At 65.8% G+C, this 15,803-nt stretch carries 15 protein-coding genes and 1 riboswitch; of the genes, 6 read left to right on the top strand and 9 right to left on the bottom strand.

Annotation, left to right across the window (positions count from 1 at the left end; genetic code table 11):
* Window positions 1-39 precede the first annotated feature (39 nt).
* From FNL56_RS04530 to metX, 3 genes are all read right to left on the bottom strand, one after another.
* Window positions 40-651: a TIGR02594 family protein gene (locus FNL56_RS04530; protein WP_143571793.1), complete on the bottom strand. Its 612-nt coding sequence runs from the start codon at window positions 649-651 to the stop codon at window positions 40-42.
* A 224-nt stretch (window positions 652-875) separates the two neighbouring features.
* Entirely contained in the window at window positions 876-1,544 is a 669-nt protein-coding gene (metW, locus tag FNL56_RS04525; protein WP_143571792.1) for a methionine biosynthesis protein MetW, read from the bottom strand.
* 1 nt (window position 1,545) lies between these two features.
* Window positions 1,546-2,739, bottom strand: coding sequence for a homoserine O-acetyltransferase MetX (gene metX / locus FNL56_RS04520; protein ID WP_143571791.1), 1,194 nt, complete (start codon window positions 2,737-2,739; stop codon window positions 1,546-1,548).
* An 80-nt stretch (window positions 2,740-2,819) separates the two neighbouring features.
* Window positions 2,820-2,899: riboswitch (SAM riboswitch) on the bottom strand.
* A 237-nt stretch (window positions 2,900-3,136) separates the two neighbouring features.
* Between metX and FNL56_RS04515 the strand changes: the two genes are divergently transcribed.
* The 3 genes from FNL56_RS04515 to FNL56_RS04505 are packed head-to-tail and all read left to right on the top strand — an operon-like array spanning window position 3,137 to window position 6,060.
* Window positions 3,137-3,970 (top strand): chorismate mutase, encoded by an 834-nt coding sequence (locus FNL56_RS04515; RefSeq protein ID WP_143571790.1) that lies wholly within the window; start codon window positions 3,137-3,139, stop codon window positions 3,968-3,970.
* Window positions 3,971-4,012: 42 nt separating this feature from the next.
* Entirely contained in the window at window positions 4,013-5,125 is a 1,113-nt protein-coding gene (gene hisC, locus FNL56_RS04510) for a histidinol-phosphate transaminase (protein ID WP_143581798.1), read from the top strand.
* Window positions 5,122-6,060 (top strand): prephenate/arogenate dehydrogenase family protein, encoded by a 939-nt coding sequence (locus FNL56_RS04505; RefSeq protein ID WP_143571788.1) that lies wholly within the window; start codon window positions 5,122-5,124, stop codon window positions 6,058-6,060. The genes hisC and FNL56_RS04505 overlap by 4 nt, the downstream gene beginning before the upstream one ends.
* Window positions 6,061-6,243: 183 nt before the next feature.
* On the opposite strand, the gene FNL56_RS04500 is transcribed toward FNL56_RS04505, so the two are convergent.
* On the bottom strand, window positions 6,244-7,446 hold the full coding sequence (locus tag FNL56_RS04500; RefSeq protein WP_143571787.1) for a DUF2125 domain-containing protein: 1,203 nt from the start codon (window positions 7,444-7,446) through the stop codon (window positions 6,244-6,246).
* A gap of 121 nt (window positions 7,447-7,567) precedes the next feature.
* On the opposite strand from FNL56_RS04500, the gene FNL56_RS04495 reads away from it, so the two are divergent.
* On the top strand, window positions 7,568-8,125 hold the full coding sequence (locus FNL56_RS04495) for a gamma-glutamylcyclotransferase (protein ID WP_143571786.1): 558 nt from the start codon (window positions 7,568-7,570) through the stop codon (window positions 8,123-8,125).
* A 179-nt stretch (window positions 8,126-8,304) separates the two neighbouring features.
* Here FNL56_RS04495 and FNL56_RS04490 read toward each other — a convergent pair whose 3' ends face one another.
* From FNL56_RS04490 to ftsE, 4 genes are all read right to left on the bottom strand, one after another.
* Window positions 8,305-9,078 carry a lysophospholipid acyltransferase family protein gene (locus FNL56_RS04490; RefSeq protein WP_143577524.1) on the bottom strand — a complete coding sequence of 258 codons (774 nt, stop codon included), beginning with the start codon at window positions 9,076-9,078 and terminating at the stop codon, window positions 8,305-8,307.
* Between the two features lie 10 nt (window positions 9,079-9,088).
* On the bottom strand, window positions 9,089-9,811 hold the full coding sequence (locus FNL56_RS04485; RefSeq protein WP_143571784.1) for a YdcF family protein: 723 nt from the start codon (window positions 9,809-9,811) through the stop codon (window positions 9,089-9,091).
* 101 nt (window positions 9,812-9,912) lie between these two features.
* Window positions 9,913-10,884 carry a cell division protein FtsX gene (locus tag FNL56_RS04480; RefSeq protein ID WP_143571783.1) on the bottom strand — a complete coding sequence of 324 codons (972 nt, stop codon included), beginning with the start codon at window positions 10,882-10,884 and terminating at the stop codon, window positions 9,913-9,915.
* An 8-nt stretch (window positions 10,885-10,892) separates the two neighbouring features.
* Window positions 10,893-11,552 (bottom strand): cell division ATP-binding protein FtsE, encoded by a 660-nt coding sequence (gene ftsE, locus FNL56_RS04475; protein ID WP_143571782.1) that lies wholly within the window; start codon window positions 11,550-11,552, stop codon window positions 10,893-10,895.
* 142 nt (window positions 11,553-11,694) lie between these two features.
* Here ftsE and FNL56_RS04470 point away from each other — a divergent pair, with 142 nt between their 5' ends.
* Both FNL56_RS04470 and FNL56_RS04465 read left to right on the top strand, forming a co-directional pair.
* Window positions 11,695-12,546 (top strand): MJ0042-type zinc finger domain-containing protein, encoded by an 852-nt coding sequence (locus FNL56_RS04470; RefSeq protein ID WP_143571781.1) that lies wholly within the window; start codon window positions 11,695-11,697, stop codon window positions 12,544-12,546.
* A gap of 24 nt (window positions 12,547-12,570) precedes the next feature.
* Window positions 12,571-12,948 carry a response regulator gene (locus FNL56_RS04465; protein WP_143571780.1) on the top strand — a complete coding sequence of 126 codons (378 nt, stop codon included), beginning with the start codon at window positions 12,571-12,573 and terminating at the stop codon, window positions 12,946-12,948.
* A gap of 121 nt (window positions 12,949-13,069) precedes the next feature.
* Here the strand turns inward: FNL56_RS04465 and FNL56_RS04460 are convergent, their stop codons facing one another.
* Window positions 13,070-15,628, bottom strand: coding sequence for a TIGR02302 family protein (locus FNL56_RS04460; RefSeq protein WP_143571779.1), 2,559 nt, complete (start codon window positions 15,626-15,628; stop codon window positions 13,070-13,072).
* Between the last annotated feature and the right edge of the window lie 175 nt (window positions 15,629-15,803).

Raw genomic sequence — 15,803 nt, 5'->3', positions numbered from 1 at the left:
GAGACGCGGCGCGGCGACTTCATCCGGGCTACACGAGCCTCAGCTCGTCGGCATCACATAGGCGTAGATGCGGCCGCGCGAGTACACCGACTCCGCGACGCGGTTGCCATGGTTGCCCGACACGATGATGGGATTGCCTGACGCATCGATGCCGCTGACGACACCGACATGGCCGCCGCGACGGCCGCGCGACATCACGGCGATGGCGCCGACCTGCGGGCCCGAGATGCGCTGGCCGTAGCTCGAGAAAGAGCGCGCCATATCCGAGCCGGTCCCCTGATGGCCGGAGCGCTGCAGCACCATGTTCATGAAGCGCGCGCACCACAACCGGCCGCGACCGGTCGGATTGCCGCCGATGTATCGCCGGGCTTCCGCAACGACGTTGGACGAACCGAAGCTGCTGTTGTTCGAAAAGGATTCGGCGGCACTGTCCGCGCTCTGCAGCGTCGCCTCGCGACGCGAGATGCGCATGTGACGGCGGCCGTGATGACGATGGCCGGCTGCGTGATGCTTGTAAGAATGTGAATGGGCGTGATGCCCGCGGTGCTTGGGTTTTGCTGAAGCTGGAGTAGCGATCGCGAAGATGAGGACCGAGCACATCGCCAACGCAGAAATGCGAAGCGCACGGTAGAAAGCATTGAACTGAACCATACCTATTCCTTGTTACGCCCCCGAACTCATCGACCCCTTTGAGGCCGACAACGGAATGGCTAGAACAGATTTTGGTGTGGCCAGAGCAAGGCACGAAGCGAGGTCATTTCGTGACGTCGCGATCACATTGATGCCTCAGGCGTGAAAGCTATGCAGCAAAGCGATCAAAATGCCGGAAGCCATGCAGCGGGAACCCGCAAAAGGTATCATCCGCAGGTTTTTCGTTAACGAATCTTGCCCGCGCGGCTGAGCAGGAAGACGCCCTGTTCGCCGAACATGTTCCAGAACCACCACGGCGCGTTCAGCCGCAACGGCCGGCCGTTGAGATCGAGCGCCACGGCGCGCTCCATCTTGACGTTGGTCTCGTCGCATAGCTGGACGAAGTCCTTGATGGTGCAGAAGTGGATATTCGGCGTGTCATACCACGTCGCCGGCAGGTTCTCGGTGCGCGGCATGTGGCCGCCGACCAGCAACTGCAACCGCATCTTCCAGAAACCGAAATTCGGAAACGAGACGATCGCGCGGCGGCCGATACGCAGCAGATTTTCCAGCACCACGCGCGGCTGTCGTGTGGCCTGCAGGGTTTGCGACAGGATCACATAGTCGAAGGAATCGTCGGGATAGTTGTCGAGGTCGGTGTCGGCGTCGCCCTGCACCACCGCGAGGCCCTTGCGGACGCAGTGATTGACGCCCTCGCGCGACAATTCGATGCCGCGGCCATCGATGCCGCGCGTCTCCAGCAGTTGCAGCAGATCGCCGTCACCGCAGCCAACGTCGAGCACTTTCGAGCCGCTCGGTATCATGCCGGCAACCAGCAGGTGATCGCCGCGGTAGATTACTTCGTTGCTCGTCGTCGGCGTCAGCAGCGGCAGGCCCTCTTGCAGAACGGACATGCTACTTCTCCACCAGGCCACGCACCGAGGCCGCGGAATCCAGGAAGGCACGGGCGATCTCGAGGAATTCCGGCACGTCGAGCAGGAAGGCGTCGTGCCCCCTGTCGGTTTCGATTTCCGCGAACGAGACCCGGACGCCGCCGGCGTTCAGCGCATGCACGACGTTGCGCGATTCCGAGGTCGGAAACAGCCAGTCGGATGTGAAGGACATCAGGCAGAACCGCGTCTTGGTATCGCGAAACGCTTCCGCGAGCACGCCGTCATGATCGGCGGCGATGTCGAAGTAGTCCATCGCTCGGGTGAGATATAGATAGGAGTTGGCGTCGAAGCGCTCGACGAACGACGAGCCCTGGTAACGCAGATAGCTCTCGACCTGGAAATCGGCATCGAACGAGAAGGTCGGCAGATCCCTGTCCTGCATGCGGCGGCCGAACTTGCGATGCAACGCGGCGTCGGAGAGATAAGTGATGTGCGCGGCCATCCGTGCGACGCCGAGGCCGCGATGCGGATGCACGCCCTCCTCGAAATAGCGGCCGCCGCGCCAGTCGGGATCGGCCATCACCGCCTGGCGGCCGAGTTCGTGAAACGCGATGTTCTGCGCCGAATGCCGCGTGCTGCAGGCGACCGCCAGCGCGGAGAACACGCGGTCAGGATAGGCCGCGGTCCATTGCAGCGTCTGCATGCCGCCCATCGAGCCGCCGACCACGCTGAACAATTGATCGATACCGAGCCGATCGATCAGCATCGCCTGCGCGCGCACCATGTCGGGGATGGTGATGACCGGGAAATCCAGCCCCCACACCTTGCCGGTGGCGGGGTTGGTCGAGGCGGGGCCGGTCGACCCCATGCAGCCACCGAGCACGTTGGAGCAGATGATGAAGTAGCGGTCGGTATCGAGCGCCTTGCCGGGGCCGACCAGGGTCTGCCACCAGCCGGGCTTGCCGGTCACCGGATGGGTATTGAAGACGTGCTGATCGCCGGTCAAAGCATGGCAGACCAGAATGGCGTTGGACTTGTCGGCATTCAGCGTGCCGTAGGCCTGGTAGGCGATCTGGAACGGGGCGAGATCGATGCCGCAATCCAGCCGCAGCGGCTGGTCGGCGCCGAACAGCGCGACCTGCGAGGTCGGATGGTCCGCCTCCTGCCCGCGTTCGTCGGCCTTGACCGGGCCTTTTACCGATTGGATCGTGACCATCTTGATACCGGCCTCCTCGGGAGGTTCTCAGCACGGACAAGCCATAAAAAAAACCCGGCCTGAACATAGGTTCGGCCGGGATCAAACTGTCCCCGGCCTGTTTAGCGAATTATTTAACGTGGCTGCAAGCCGGCCGGCTCAAATGACCACGAAGTCTTGAGATATTAGTCCCACGGTGCCCCTCCGTCAAGATGCGGAGAACGATACCTCCCAGCGTCCGGCGCTCTTGCGCGTTCTCCGGGCTTGGAGGAGAACACCTGCCTCTCCCCCGTCATTGCGAGGAGCGAAGCGACGCGGCAATCCAGAGCCACGAACTCGGCAAGGACTGGATTGCTTCGTCGCTTCGCTCCTCGCAATGACGGCGGATAGGCCTCAGTCAAACCGCCAAGGTCTCGCCATGTCCACCAAGCCACCTGCCCCGCCGTCGCTGGAAGTGCTCCGCCAGGAGATCGACAGCATCGACGCGCAGGTCCATTCGCTCTTGATGCAGCGCGGCGACATCATCGACCGGCTGATCTCGGTGAAGCAGACCCAGGAGGTGGGCTCCGCGTTCCGCCCGGCGCGCGAGGCCGACATGATGCGCAGGCTGGTACAGCGCCACCGCGGCATCCTGCCGATCGACACCGTTGAGAGCATCTGGCGGGTCATCATTTCCACTTTCACGTATGTGCAGGCGCCGTTCTCGGTGCATGCCGACCTGTCGCTCGGCGAGCCGGCGATGCGGGATTCCGCGCGCTTCCACTTCGGCTTTACGGTGCCCTATGTGGCGCATTTCAGCGCCCAGGCCGCCGTCGAGGCCGTCGCCAAGTCCAAAGGCGACCTGGCGCTGGTGTCGGCGACGTCGAGCCGGACGCCGTGGTGGCTTGAGTTGGAGCCGCAGGGCATGCCGAAAATCATCGCCCGGCTGCCGTTCATCGAGCGCGCCGACCATCCCGCCGCGCTGCCGGTGTTCGTGGTGTCGCGCGTTGCCGACAGCGCGATGGTGACAGAGGTCGAGATGTGGAGCGTGCGGGTGTCCGGCTGGAACGCCGAGACCGCGCGCGCGCTGTCGCCGCTGGCCGAGATCGTGGCAGTGCCCGATACCGCGTTCGACGGCGCGGCACTGCTGATCTCGATCACGTCCGCCACCAGCCTGGAGCATATCAAGGCCGCGTTGATCGCGGCCGGCGCCTCGGTGCGCTCCTCTGCCCTCGTCGGCAGCCACGCAACCCGCTATACCGTGCCCGGCTAGGGCCTCGTGATCCCCAAGCAAATTGATCGTCTGGAGTTGAAGATGTCCCGTCCCGTGCCGAAAGCCGGCATTCTCGATATTGCGCCCTACACCCCCGGCAAGAGCCCGGTGGTCGAAGCCGGCCGCAAGACCTACAAGCTGTCTTCCAACGAGACCCCGTTCGGCCCCTCGCCGCGCGCCAAGGAGGCTGTGGCCGCGACCGCCGCGCATCTCGAGGATTATCCGGAAGGCACGTCGAAGGTACTGCGCGAAGCGATCGGCCGCCGTTACAGCCTCGATCCCGCGCGCATCATCTGCGGCGCCGGTTCCGACGAGTTGCTGAACCTGATCGCCCACACCTATCTCGGCCCCGGCGACGAGGCGATCCACACCACGCATGGCTTTCTGGTCTACCCGATCGCCACCTCGGCGAACGGCGCCACCAATGTGATCGCGGCGGAAACCGACTTCACCTGCAACGTCGACGCAATCCTGGCCGCGGTGAGCCCGCGCACCAAGCTGGTGTGGCTGGCCAATCCGAACAACCCGACCGGCACTTTTCTGCCCTATGACGAGGTCAAGCGGCTGCATGCCGGCCTGCCCTCGCATGTCATTCTGGTGCTGGACGCGGCCTATGCCGACTACGTCTGCCGTCCCGACTACGACAGCGGCTTGGAGCTGGCGAGCACGACCGAGAACACCGTGGTGTCCTACACCTTCTCCAAGGTGCACGGCCTCGCAGCCTTGCGGATTGGCTGGATGTATGGCCCGGCCCACATCATCGACGCGATGAACCGCATCCGCGGGCCGTTCAACGTCTCGGCGCCGGCGATGCTCGGCGCGGTGGCGGCGATCGAGGACACCGCACATGTCGAGATGTCTCAGGCCTTCACCGTGAAGTGGCGCAACTGGCTGACCGAGGAAGTCAGCAAACTCGGAATCAAGGTGACGCCCAGCGTGGCGAACTTCATCCTGATGCATTTCCCGGATACGCCGGGCAAGACCGCGCTGGAAGCCGACGCCTACCTGACCCATCGCGGCCTGGTGCTGCGCTCGGTCGCCAGCTACGGCCTGCCCAACGCGCTGCGCATGACGATCGGCACCGAGGAAGCCAACCGCTTCTTCATCGAAACGTTCCGCGCCTTCATGACGGCCAATACGCCGGAGACGAAGTGACTGCTCAGCCGCCTTTCAGGCGCATCGCGCTGATCGGGCTTGGACTGATCGGCTCGTCGCTGGCGCGCGGCATCCAGCAGCTTGGTCTGGCCGGCGAGTTGGTGGCGACCGATGCGTCCGCTTCGGTGCGGGCGCGTGCGGTCGAGATCAAGCTCGCCGACCGCATCGCGGACGACAATGCCAGCGCGATCAAGGACGCCGATCTGGTGATCGCCTGCGTGCCGGTCGGCGTGTCCGGCGCGGTCGCGGAGAGCATCGGGCCGCATCTGATGAAGGGGGCAATCGTCTCCGACGTCGGTTCGGTGAAGTCATCGGTGCTGAAGGCAATGGCCGCGCATTTGCCGGATCACGTGCACTTCATCCCCGGCCATCCCGTCGCCGGCACCGAGAATTCCGGGCCGGATTCCGGCTTCGCCGAATTGTTCAGCAACCGCTGGTGCATTCTCACGCCGCCGGACGGCGCCGACGCCGCGGCGGTCGAAAAGCTGGAGCAGTTCTGGAGCGCACTCGGCGCCAATGTCGAGATCATGGACGCCGAGCGCCATGACCTCGTGCTGGCCGTCACCAGCCACCTGCCCCATCTGATCGCCTATACGATCGTCGGCACAGCCGACGAGCTCGAGGACGTCACCCGCTCGGAAGTGTTGAAATTCTCCGCCGGCGGCTTCCGCGATTTCACCCGCATCGCGGCGTCCGATCCGACGATGTGGCGCGACGTGTTTCTCGCCAACAAGGACGGCGTACTGGAAATGCTCGGCGCGTTTCAGGAGGACCTGTCGAAGCTGACCCGCGCGATCCGCCGCGGCGACGGCGAGGCCTTGTTCGAGCACTTCACGCGCACCCGCGCGATCCGCCGCGGCATCGTCAGCATCGGCCAGGACGAAGCGGCGGCGGATTTCGGACGCAAGCATACGGCGCTGAAGAAGGCGGAGTAGTAGCGCTCTCTTCCTTCCTTCTCCCCTTGTGGGAGAAGGTGGCGCGGACGAAGTCCGCGTCGGATGAGGGCGAGTGGCGAGGCTCGGAGTTTGCGGCACCCCCTCACCCGTCTCGACCGCTACGCGGTCGATCCACCCTCTCCCACAAGGGGAGAGGGAAAAGAACCCCTGCTTTGCGACCTATTAAAACAACGGCGGGATCTGCGCGATCTTCAGCGACGCCAGCATCACCGCGCCATCGACGAATTTCAGCGGGAAGCTGCGCGCCTTCTTGCCTTCCAGCATGGTCTCGGTGCCGAGCGAATTGATGCCCGCGGCGACGCCGGTATTGGCGTTCTGGCGCACCATCCGTCCCAGGCCCGGGATCGCGCGGTCGAGCGCGCCGAGCACATTGTTAACGTCGGCGCTCTTCACGCCCGGCGCGAAGCGATCCAGTGCCGCCTGCGGCACGCCCATTTCCAGCAGCTTGTCGATGCCGAGCGCCGGGATCAGCTTCTCCAGCCCGGCCACCGTCATCTGCAATTCGCCGTCGAGATTGCCCGCCGCCGTGAGGCCCAGCGAGCCGGTCGCCAGCGACACCATTTCGCCCTGCTGGACCCGCGACTGCACGATCTCGACGCGGCCGCCGGCGGCCTGCAATTCGCGGAAACGCTGCGGCCAGGGTTTTGGCGAGACGTCGGTCAGCCCGCTGAGCCGGGTGCGGATATCGGCGTCGAACGGCGTTTCCAGCAGCGGATGGACGTCGAGGATGCTGCCGCCGGTGAGTTGCAGCGCGGATTCGAGAATCGGCTTGTCCGGCGTCGAGCCTTCGGCGGCGCGGCCGTGCAATTCGATGTGCTGGACGCGCACGGTAGCGGACTGAACGGAGCCCGCGATGCGATCGACCGAGGCGTTGTCGAATTCGAGGTCCGCGCTCTCAGGCGTGCCCGGCAGGCCGACGACGCTGCTGCGGCCCAGCGTCCAGTTCACCGCCATCGCCGGCTGGCCGTTCTGGGACAGGATCGCCGGCGCCTTGAACTCGGCGATCAGCAGCTTCGGGCTGTAGATCTGCGCGACCACCAGGATCTCGCCGAGCTTGGCGGTGATCGGGGCCTGCGTCGCCGCCTGTCCTGCAGTCTGCGACAACAACGCGACGCTAACGCCGCTGCAGCGGACTTCGAGCCGGAACGGGAAGCCCGCCACCGAGCGGTCGGCGCAATCATAGATCCGCCCGGCCGCGGCCTCGCGGGCGCGCCAGGCGTCGACGTTCTCGTCCACCTTGGAGGCCGCAAAGAACCAGAAGCCGGTCCATGCCGCCGCCAGAACGACGACGAGGACGGGCAGGATGAACACGGGCCACAATCGGCGCTGGCGCGGCAGGACTTGATCGGAGGGATAATCGGACATGGCGGGACGTAAAGCCTATGATTTTGTCAAATCGACGATGACGGTAGGTTGATGCAGCGCGCAGCCCGGGGTTGCGCCCAGCCGCGTCGCAGCAAACGGCGGTTTCTGCTAGGTCCGTAGCATGAAAGCGATCATTACCGGCGAATCGGAATCCGACGGCGAGCTCTGGGTGTTCGGCTATGGCTCGCTGATGTGGCGGCCGGGCTTCGACTTCGTCGAGCAGGCCCCCGCGCGGCTGATCGGCGAGCACCGCGCGCTGTGCGTCTATTCCTGGGACCACCGCGGCACGCCGGAAAAGCCGGGCCTCGTGCTCGGCCTCGACCGCGGCGGCGCCTGCCGCGGCATCGCGTTCAAGGTCGAAGCTGCCAAGCGGGCGGCGACCATCGCGTATCTGCGCGAACGCGAGCAGACCACCGGCGTCTATCATGAGGTGATGCGATCCGTTTGGCTCGAGAACGACGCGCGCCAGCGGGTCAGCGCGCTGGCCTATGTGGTCGATCGCGGCCATGTGCAATATGCCGGACGGCTGAGCCTGCAGGAGCAACTGCATTTCGTGAAACAGGGCCACGGCCGCTCCGGCGCCAACCGCGATTACGTGCTCTCGACGGTGAAGGCGATCGAGGCGGAAGGTTTCAGGGACCAGAAGCTGCACCAGTTGGCCGCGATGCTGCAAAGCTAGCTTGGTGCGGCGGCGCGCCTTCTTCCTTCTCCCCTTGTGGGAGAAGGTGGCTTCGCGAAGCCAAGACGGATGAGGGGTAATGCTGGGTTCGGTGTTTACGGCACCCCCTCACCCGTCTCGAACATGCTCCGCATGTTCGATTCACCCTCTCCCACAGGGGGAGAGGGAAGGAAGAAAGATCAGCTCTCTTTCGCAGCCACATTCGGCACCCGGCCGAACAGCTCCGCCTGCTCGACGCGGGCGGCGGCGACGATGCGGTTGGTGGCTTCCTCGATCCGGGTGCTCATCACGACGATGAATTCCTTGCGACCGAGGCCGGCCGGCAGCGGATCGAGGAACTCCACGACCAGCGTGCCGGGATAGCGCAGGAAGGTGCGGCGCGGCCAGAACAGGCCGGAATTCAGCGCCACCGGCAGGCACGGCACGCCCGAATTGACATAGATCTGGCCAACGCCGGTCTTGTAGTCCGGCGGCGCCTCGACCGGGGTGCGGGTGCCCTCCGGGAAGATGATCAGTTGCCGGCCGCTCTGCACTTCCTTCGGCGCGCGGCGCGCCATGTCCATCAGCGAACGCATGCCCCCTGCGCGATCGACGCCGATCATCTTCGACTTCATCAGGTACCAGCCGAAGAAGGGAATCCACGCCAGTTCTCGCTTGTAGATGAAGAGCGGCGCATCGAAGAACTGCATCAGCGCGAAGGTTTCCCACATCGACTGGTGCTTGGAGGCGACGATCAGCGGCCCCGCCGGAATTTTCTCGAGGCCGCGATATTCGGTCCGGGTGTTGCAGACCACCCTCATCAGCCAGACGCTGCTGCGCGCCCACGCCTTTGCGACCGCCATGAACGCGCGCGGCGGCATCACCATGGTCGGGATGGCGACCAGGATCCAGAACACCAGCAGCACGTAGAACAAGACGTTGTAGATCAACGAACGCACGAAAATCGAGGTCATGGCCATCCGTTCAATTGGCGGAAATGCGCGCCGGGGGTCGTCGCGGCGCCTCTGTTTGCTGCGTGGCCCACTCCCGCGTCAAGTCGAGCCCGGCGCCGGCCAGCCTCACGCGCACTTCGGCAGCGAGATATTTGGCGTATTCCGACAACAGCAGCCGCAAGGTCGGCGCGCTGAACCACCAGGGTTCATCGCGCCACTTGTCGCCGATCACCGAGAATGGAATCAGCTCGATATCCGGCATCTCGTGCGACAATTCGACGATAGCACGCGGCATGTGATAGTTCGACGTCACCACGATCAGCGAGCGGAAGCCGCGCTCATGCGCCCAGCGCCGCGTCTCCACCGCATTGCTGCGGGTGTTGACCGCCGAGCGATCGAGATCGACGCAGCAGGTCAGGAGCTGTTCGCTGTCGGGCAAGGAGCGCGCCAGATCGCTGACATTGTTGGTCGGATGCACGCCGGAGATCAGCAGGCGCTTGCCATACCCATTGGCGAGCAGTTCGATCGCGTCCGAAACCCGCGACGAGCCGCCGGTGAGCACGACGATGCCGTCGGCATTGGCGGAGGGCTTGATTTCGCCGCTGCGCAACTGCGAGAGAAAACCGATGAAGCCCACCGCACCGACCATGAAGCCGAGCGCAAACAACACCACGATGGTTGCGCGCACCACGCGCCGACGCGGCGGCGCAGCCACGGGGGCATCGATCGGATCCTGGTCGGTCGGCGGCAACATGGCGGCTTGGTACAATTCTCCCACGATAGTCTAGATAATTTCGCCGGGGCTGGCGATGCCAGCGCCGTTCCGTTTCAAACGCATCTGCCTGGCGACACGCCTCATTCGATATCGTTCAGCGTCGAAAACAGCGTGCGCCGCGAGGCCCAGGCGGTGATCCCGGCGATCAGACAGGCCTGCGCAGCCAGCGCCAGATAGCCGGACGGCCGCAGCGCGAAAGTGCCGAGCAAGGCTGCGAACTGGTCGCCCACCGGAGTGCCGGAAAACCAGCCGGCGATCGATTCCGAGAAGCCGAAGGCCAGCATCGCCACCCCGCCGCCGATCAGCCCGCCCTGCAGGCCGAGCCGCAGGAAGTGCCGGAAGAACCGGTTGGCGATGAAGCGGTCGGTGGCGCCGACGAAATGCAGTACCTCGACGATCGGCCGGTTCGCGGCCATCGCGCCGCGGGTGGCGAACGACACCGAGATCAGGGTGGCGATGATGACCAGCGCCAGAATGCCGATGCCGGCCAGTACCGTCGCCCCGGTCATCGAGCGCATCCGCTCGATCCATGCGCGGTGGTCGTCGACGCTGGCATTGGGCGCGACCTGGGTGACGCGGGCCCGCAGCCCGGCAATATCGAGCGTGGTGCCCGGCATCAGGCGGGCCACGATGACACGCGGCACCGGCAGGTCGTCGAGCGACAGGCCGCTGCCGAGCCAGGGCTCCAGCAGGCCGGCGGATTCCGCCTTCGTATAGGGCCGCACTTCGACGATCCCCGGCTGGCCGCGGACGGCCTCGGCCACCGCCTGCGTATCGCGCTCGAGATCGCGGCCGGGCAGCGGCTTGACCTGGATGGTGATCTCGCTGGCGACCTCGGACTGCCATTCCGACGCCGAGGCGGAGACCAGCAGCACCGCGCCGGTGGTCAGCGACGCCAGGAACGTCATGATCGCGACCACCGCGACCAGCGCGCGGCCGGCGATCGAGCCGCGCGGCACGATCGGCGAGGTATTGCGCGCCTTCACCGGAACCTGCGGGGTATCGTGCCCGAGATCCATCAGCGCGTCGTGGTCGTCGCGAGATCTATTCATCGACCTGCCTATTCATAAATATGCAGCCGTCCCTGATGCAGCACCATGCGGCGCGCATCATACTGGTCCATCAAGGTAATATCATGGGTGGCGATGATCACCGCGGTGCCGGACTTGTTGAGCTCGATGAACAGCCGCAACAGCCGGCGGCCGAGCGTCGGATCGACATTGCCGGTCGGCTCGTCGGCGAGCAGCAGCAGCGGCCGGGCGATCACCGCCCGCGCGATCGCGGCGCGCTGCTTCTCGCCGCCGGACAGGATCGGCGGCAGCGCGTCCATGCGCTCTCCGAGGCCGACCCATTTCAGGAGGTCGATGACCTCGCGGCGGTAGCTGGATTCGTCGCGGCCCATCACCCGGAACGGCAAAGCCACGTTTTCATAAGTTGTCATGTGGTCGAGCAGACGGAAATCCTGCAGCACGATGCCGATGCGCTGGCGCAGATCCGCGATCTCGTCCTTGCCGAGCTGCGAGATGTCATTGCCGAACAGATTGACCAGGCCGCGGGTCGGCCGCATCGACAGGAACAACAGCCGCAGCAGCGACGTCTTGCCGGCGCCCGAGGGGCCCGTCAGGAACTGGAACGAGTGCGCGGGGATCTGGAAATTGAGGTCGCGCAGAATTTCCGGGCCAAGCCCGTAGCGCAAGCCGACATTTTCGAACCGGACCACATTCAGCTCCGTTCGATGGGGTACGAGACGGCTCCATGACCGTCGATGGGGAGACCGTAATTCGGTTGTGCGACCGTTATGGTTTCCGATTCGTTAACAGTCATCTTGTAACCTGCAGGCCATGTCATCGGCGACCCGCTCCATGCATATCGTTTGCCCCAATTGTACGACATCCTATGCCGTCAATCCGGCTACCTTTGGCGACGCCGGTCGCCAGGTGCGCTGTGCGCGCTGCAAGGAGATCTGGCTGGCGCAGCCGGAGGACCTGGCGCGCGCCAAAGTACCGGCGATGGCCGAGCCCGACCCGAACGAGGACATGAGCGCCTGGGGTATCACAGAGGACGAGGCCGACGAGGCCCCGGCCGCGGTGCCGCAGATCGAAAGCCCGTCGATCTCGGCGGAACAGCTCCCCGAGGCCGCCGCTCCCGTGACGGACGCCGACTGGACCGCCATGGCCCGGGACGAACCCGTCGCCGGGCCGCGCTTCGGCCGCAAGTCGCGGCTGTCGCCGCTGCGCCGGCTAGCCCCGAAATTTTCGCTACGCCTGCCTTTTTTGCCGCGGCTGAGCCTTTCCACGGCCTGTTTCGGCATGGCGGCCCTGGTCCTGGCCTTGCTGTTCTGGCGCGTCGACATCGTCCGAATGATGCCGCAGACCGCCGGCTTCTATCAGTTGGCAGGTATTCATGTGAACCTGCGCGGGCTGTCGTTCAACGACGTCAAGGTCTTGACCGAGACGGTCGATGGCAAGCCGGTGTTGGTGATCGAGGGCAATATTGTCGGCGACAGCAAGACCGTTCCGGTGGCGCTGCCGCGGCTGCGCTTCGTGGTCCGTGACGCCAAGGGTACCGAGATCTATGCTTGGAACGCGGTCCTGGAGCAGCAGGGCCTCAATCCCGGCGACAAGGCCTGGTTCCGCTCGCGGCTGGCGTCGCCGCCGCCGGAAGGCCGCAGCCTCGACGTGCGCTTCTTCAACAAGCGTGACCTGGCGGGTTGAGTTGCGCGGACGTTGCAGGGAGTGGTGATGCGTATCCTGATTGCCGATGACGAAGAATCGATGCGCGTGCTGGTGGCGCGCGCCATCGCGCTGGACGGCCACGAGATCGTCACCGCGCAGGACGGCGCCGAGGCGCTGGAAATCCTGACCGATCAGGACGGCGCGTTCGACCTGCTGCTGACCGACATCAAGATGCCGGTGATGGACGGCATCGCGCTGGCTTTGGCCGCGGCGCGGGATTTTCCCGAGGTCATCATCCTGCTGATGACCGGCTTCGCCGACCAGCGCGAACGCGCCTCGGGATTGAACGCCATCGTGCATGACGTGGTGACGAAGCCGTTCTCGGTGGCGGATATCCGCACCGCCGTGGCAGATGCGCTGGCGTCGAAGGCGCAGAAATAGGCCTTTAAGCGACAGCGTTGCAGTTCTGACATCCCCTCTCCGACAAGCAAAGCGAAGCCTTGCGAAGGCGGGAGAGGGTGGCCGCGCGCAGCGCGGTCAGGAGAGGGGAAGAAAGAAGCCCTCAATAATCCTTCAGCAGCCGCTCGATATAGTCGAGTTCGAGCTGCGGGCGGGCGGTGTCGCCGAGGCGGCGGCGGAGTTCTTCCAGAATTCTCCGCACCCGCTGCACGTCGATCTCGCCGGGGATTTTCACGCTGAGATCATCGCCAAGGTCGCGGCCCTGCAGCGGGCGGCCGAGCGGATCGGTCTGGCGGCCGGCGCCCTGCTGGCGACCGGGATTGTTGCCGGGACCGTCCTGCTGGCCTTCGCCCTCGCCGGGCTGCATCGCCTGCGCCAGCTTCTGCGCGCCCTTGCGCAGCGCATCAAGCGCCTTGCCCTGCGAATCGACCGCGCCGTCGGCATTGCCGTCGCCGAGCCGGCCATCGGCATCGCCCATCGCCGAATCGGCCTCGCCCAATCCGTCACCATCATCGCCATCGCCGGGATCGCCCTGCTGGCCCTGTTCGCCCTGCCCGCTCTGGCCCTTTTGGCCTTTCTCGCCCTTTTGGCCCTTCTGTCCCTGGCCCATGCCCTGCTTGGCCAATTGGTCCTGCAGCTTCTTCAGGCGGTCGCGCAGGCTTTTCTGGTCCTGCTGCAGATCGCCCATGCCCTGCTCGCCCGGCTTGGCTTGGCGCTGGCGGCGCTGCTCGCGGGATTCCTGGCCCTGCTTGAAGGTCTTGTCGCGCAATTGCTGCTGCTTGCGGATCATGTCGCCGAGTTCGTTCAGCGCCTGCTCCATCTCGCCGTCGCCCTGCTGGCCGGGCTGCGCCATCTGCAGGTTTTCCAGCATCTGCTGCATCTGTTCGAGCAGCTGCTTGGCGGCGTCCTTGTCGCCGGAGCGCGACAGCCGCTCCATACGCTCGATCATGTTGTTGAGGTCCTGCTGCCGCATCACCTTGGTGTTCTTGTCGAGCGGACGCGCCAGCTGCTGCGGATTCTCCTTCATCTTCTCGGCGAGATGCTTGAGGAAATTATCCAGCGCGGCGCGAAGATTTTCCGTGAGCTTCTTGATTTCCTCGTCGCTGGCGCCGCGTTCCAGCGCCTGCTTGAGCGCCTCCTGCGCGGCCTTCAGCGCCTTGTCGACGTCGGTGATGTCGCCGTCCTCGATGGTCACGGCGAGCGACCACAGCGAGGCCACCACCTCGCGCAACGCCGCATCGGTGCGGGCGCGGTCGAGCTGGCTCATCACGCTGCGCAGGCCGAGATACTGCCCGGCCTCCGGCGTGAAAGCTTCCGGCGCGATCATCATCGCTTCCAATGCGACGCCGATCTGGCCGCGCTGGTTGGCGTCGAGCGCCAAGATCCGGCGCTGCTCGATCAGCGCGCGCGGCAGCGGCTTGGTGAACAGCCGCTCCGGCAGCCGGGTGGCGAACGGTTCGCTCTGGCCCTCATTGCCGGCCTCGTCCTTGGCGGTCAGGGTCAGCGTGACGTCCGCCCCGGCATAGGGGTCTTCCGAGAGGTCCTTGACCGTCTGGCCGACGCCGTTGCGGGTCCGCGCATTGGGCAGCACCAGCGAGAATGACGGCGGCTCGAACAGCGGCCGCGGCTTGGCCCCCCGGGCGTCGGACTCGCGGGCGGCAAATTGCGCGCGGGCTTCGGTGACGCCGTAATCGTCCTCGAGCCTGTAGGACATTTGCAGCGACCCGCGCGCCTGGCGCTCGGGGTCCCTCGCCAGCGCGATGCTCGGCGGGCGGTCGCCGGTGGCGGTGAATTTCCAGACCGGCTGGCTGGCCGGCGCACGGACATGCGCGGTGCCGTCGGTGGTGATGGTGAAATGCCGCTCGCTGGTGCCCTTCGGGGCCTCCGCCGTGGGGGCGACCTCACTGATGCCGCCGGTCAGCGCGACATCGAGCGTGCCGCCGCTGGAGCGCACGATCAGCGTGCTGCCGGCCGGCACCGGCAGCAGATTGGCATCGGCGGCGTCCTTGTTGGCGGCGGAAAGAATGATCGGCGCACGCCCGGTATAGGCCGGCGGGGTCACCCAGGCATCGACGCGGACATTGCTCGGCGGCAGCACGCCCTGCCAGTTGAACGCGGCCATGATCCGCGCGCCGTGCTCGCCCGACGCGGCAAACCAGGTGGCAAACAGCAGCACCGCGACCAGTGCGCGCAGCGCCCAGGGATCGTGGATGGCGAGCCGCGGCGACGGCAGGCCGGCGCGGATCTTGTCGAGCGAGGCCAGCGTGCGCTCGCGCTGCACCAGCCACAGCGCGCGCGCCACCGGGTCCTGCGTCGCCAGCGTGTCGCTCAGCGCCGTGGCCGGGCGATGCCGGATGCCGGTGCCGCGGTCGAGCCGGGAGAGGCCCTCCTCGCGCGACGGCCAGCGGAACTTGACGAGCGGGATCAGCGTCGCCAGCGCGGCGAGCGCAAACAGCACCAGGCCAATGGCGCGGGCCACCGACGGCAGCATCAGCCATAGCCCGGCCCAGGACGCCACCAGGAACAGGCCGACCACGCTGAGCAGCCGGCCGAGATGCGGCCACGATCGCTCCCACGCAATGGCGATCCGCGCACGCTGCAGCGCCTGCGCAAGCTCCGGCTCAGGTCGGGATGGGGCGAGGTCGGGGGGCGTGGCGCTCACGACGATCTCCGAAGGTTACGGCACGACATCCTAGCACGGCGGCGGCAATGAGGCGCGGTCCGCCGGGCAGAGAATGGCCATGCAAACGGTGAGCCTAAGGGGATTCGCGGGGAATGGGGTCACGAAGGCGTGAGGCCAACGGCGATACCTTCGCTGGAAGGAAATCGGCGCGGCG

Source organism: Tardiphaga sp. vice304, from assembly GCF_007018905.1.
Classification (GTDB): domain Bacteria; phylum Pseudomonadota; class Alphaproteobacteria; order Rhizobiales; family Xanthobacteraceae; genus Tardiphaga.
The sequence above is the reverse complement of the archived record's forward strand: the minus strand, read 5'-3'. Positions and strand labels throughout refer to the sequence as shown.

Excerpts from the sequence above, each read along its gene's own strand:
- metW (WP_143571792.1), bottom strand. The coding sequence starts at position 1,544 with ATGTCCGTTCTGCAAGAGGGCCTGCCGCTGCTGACGCCGACGACGAGC.
- FNL56_RS04480 (WP_143571783.1), bottom strand. The coding sequence starts at position 10,884 with ATGAATAGATCTCGCGACGACCACGACGCGCTGATGGATCTCGGGCAC.
- FNL56_RS04485 (WP_143571784.1), bottom strand. The coding sequence starts at position 9,811 with ATGTTGCCGCCGACCGACCAGGATCCGATCGATGCCCCCGTGGCTGCG.
- FNL56_RS04470 (WP_143571781.1), top strand. The coding sequence starts at position 11,695 with ATGCATATCGTTTGCCCCAATTGTACGACATCCTATGCCGTCAATCCG.
- FNL56_RS04515 (WP_143571790.1), top strand. The coding sequence starts at position 3,137 with ATGTCCACCAAGCCACCTGCCCCGCCGTCGCTGGAAGTGCTCCGCCAG.
- FNL56_RS04490 (WP_143577524.1), bottom strand. The coding sequence starts at position 9,078 with ATGACCTCGATTTTCGTGCGTTCGTTGATCTACAACGTCTTGTTCTAC.
- FNL56_RS04495 (WP_143571786.1), top strand. The coding sequence starts at position 7,568 with ATGAAAGCGATCATTACCGGCGAATCGGAATCCGACGGCGAGCTCTGG.
- FNL56_RS04530 (WP_143571793.1), bottom strand. The coding sequence starts at position 651 with ATGGTTCAGTTCAATGCTTTCTACCGTGCGCTTCGCATTTCTGCGTTG.
- metX (WP_143571791.1), bottom strand. The coding sequence starts at position 2,739 with ATGGTCACGATCCAATCGGTAAAAGGCCCGGTCAAGGCCGACGAACGC.
- FNL56_RS04500 (WP_143571787.1), bottom strand. The coding sequence starts at position 7,446 with ATGTCCGATTATCCCTCCGATCAAGTCCTGCCGCGCCAGCGCCGATTG.
- hisC (WP_143581798.1), top strand. The coding sequence starts at position 4,013 with ATGTCCCGTCCCGTGCCGAAAGCCGGCATTCTCGATATTGCGCCCTAC.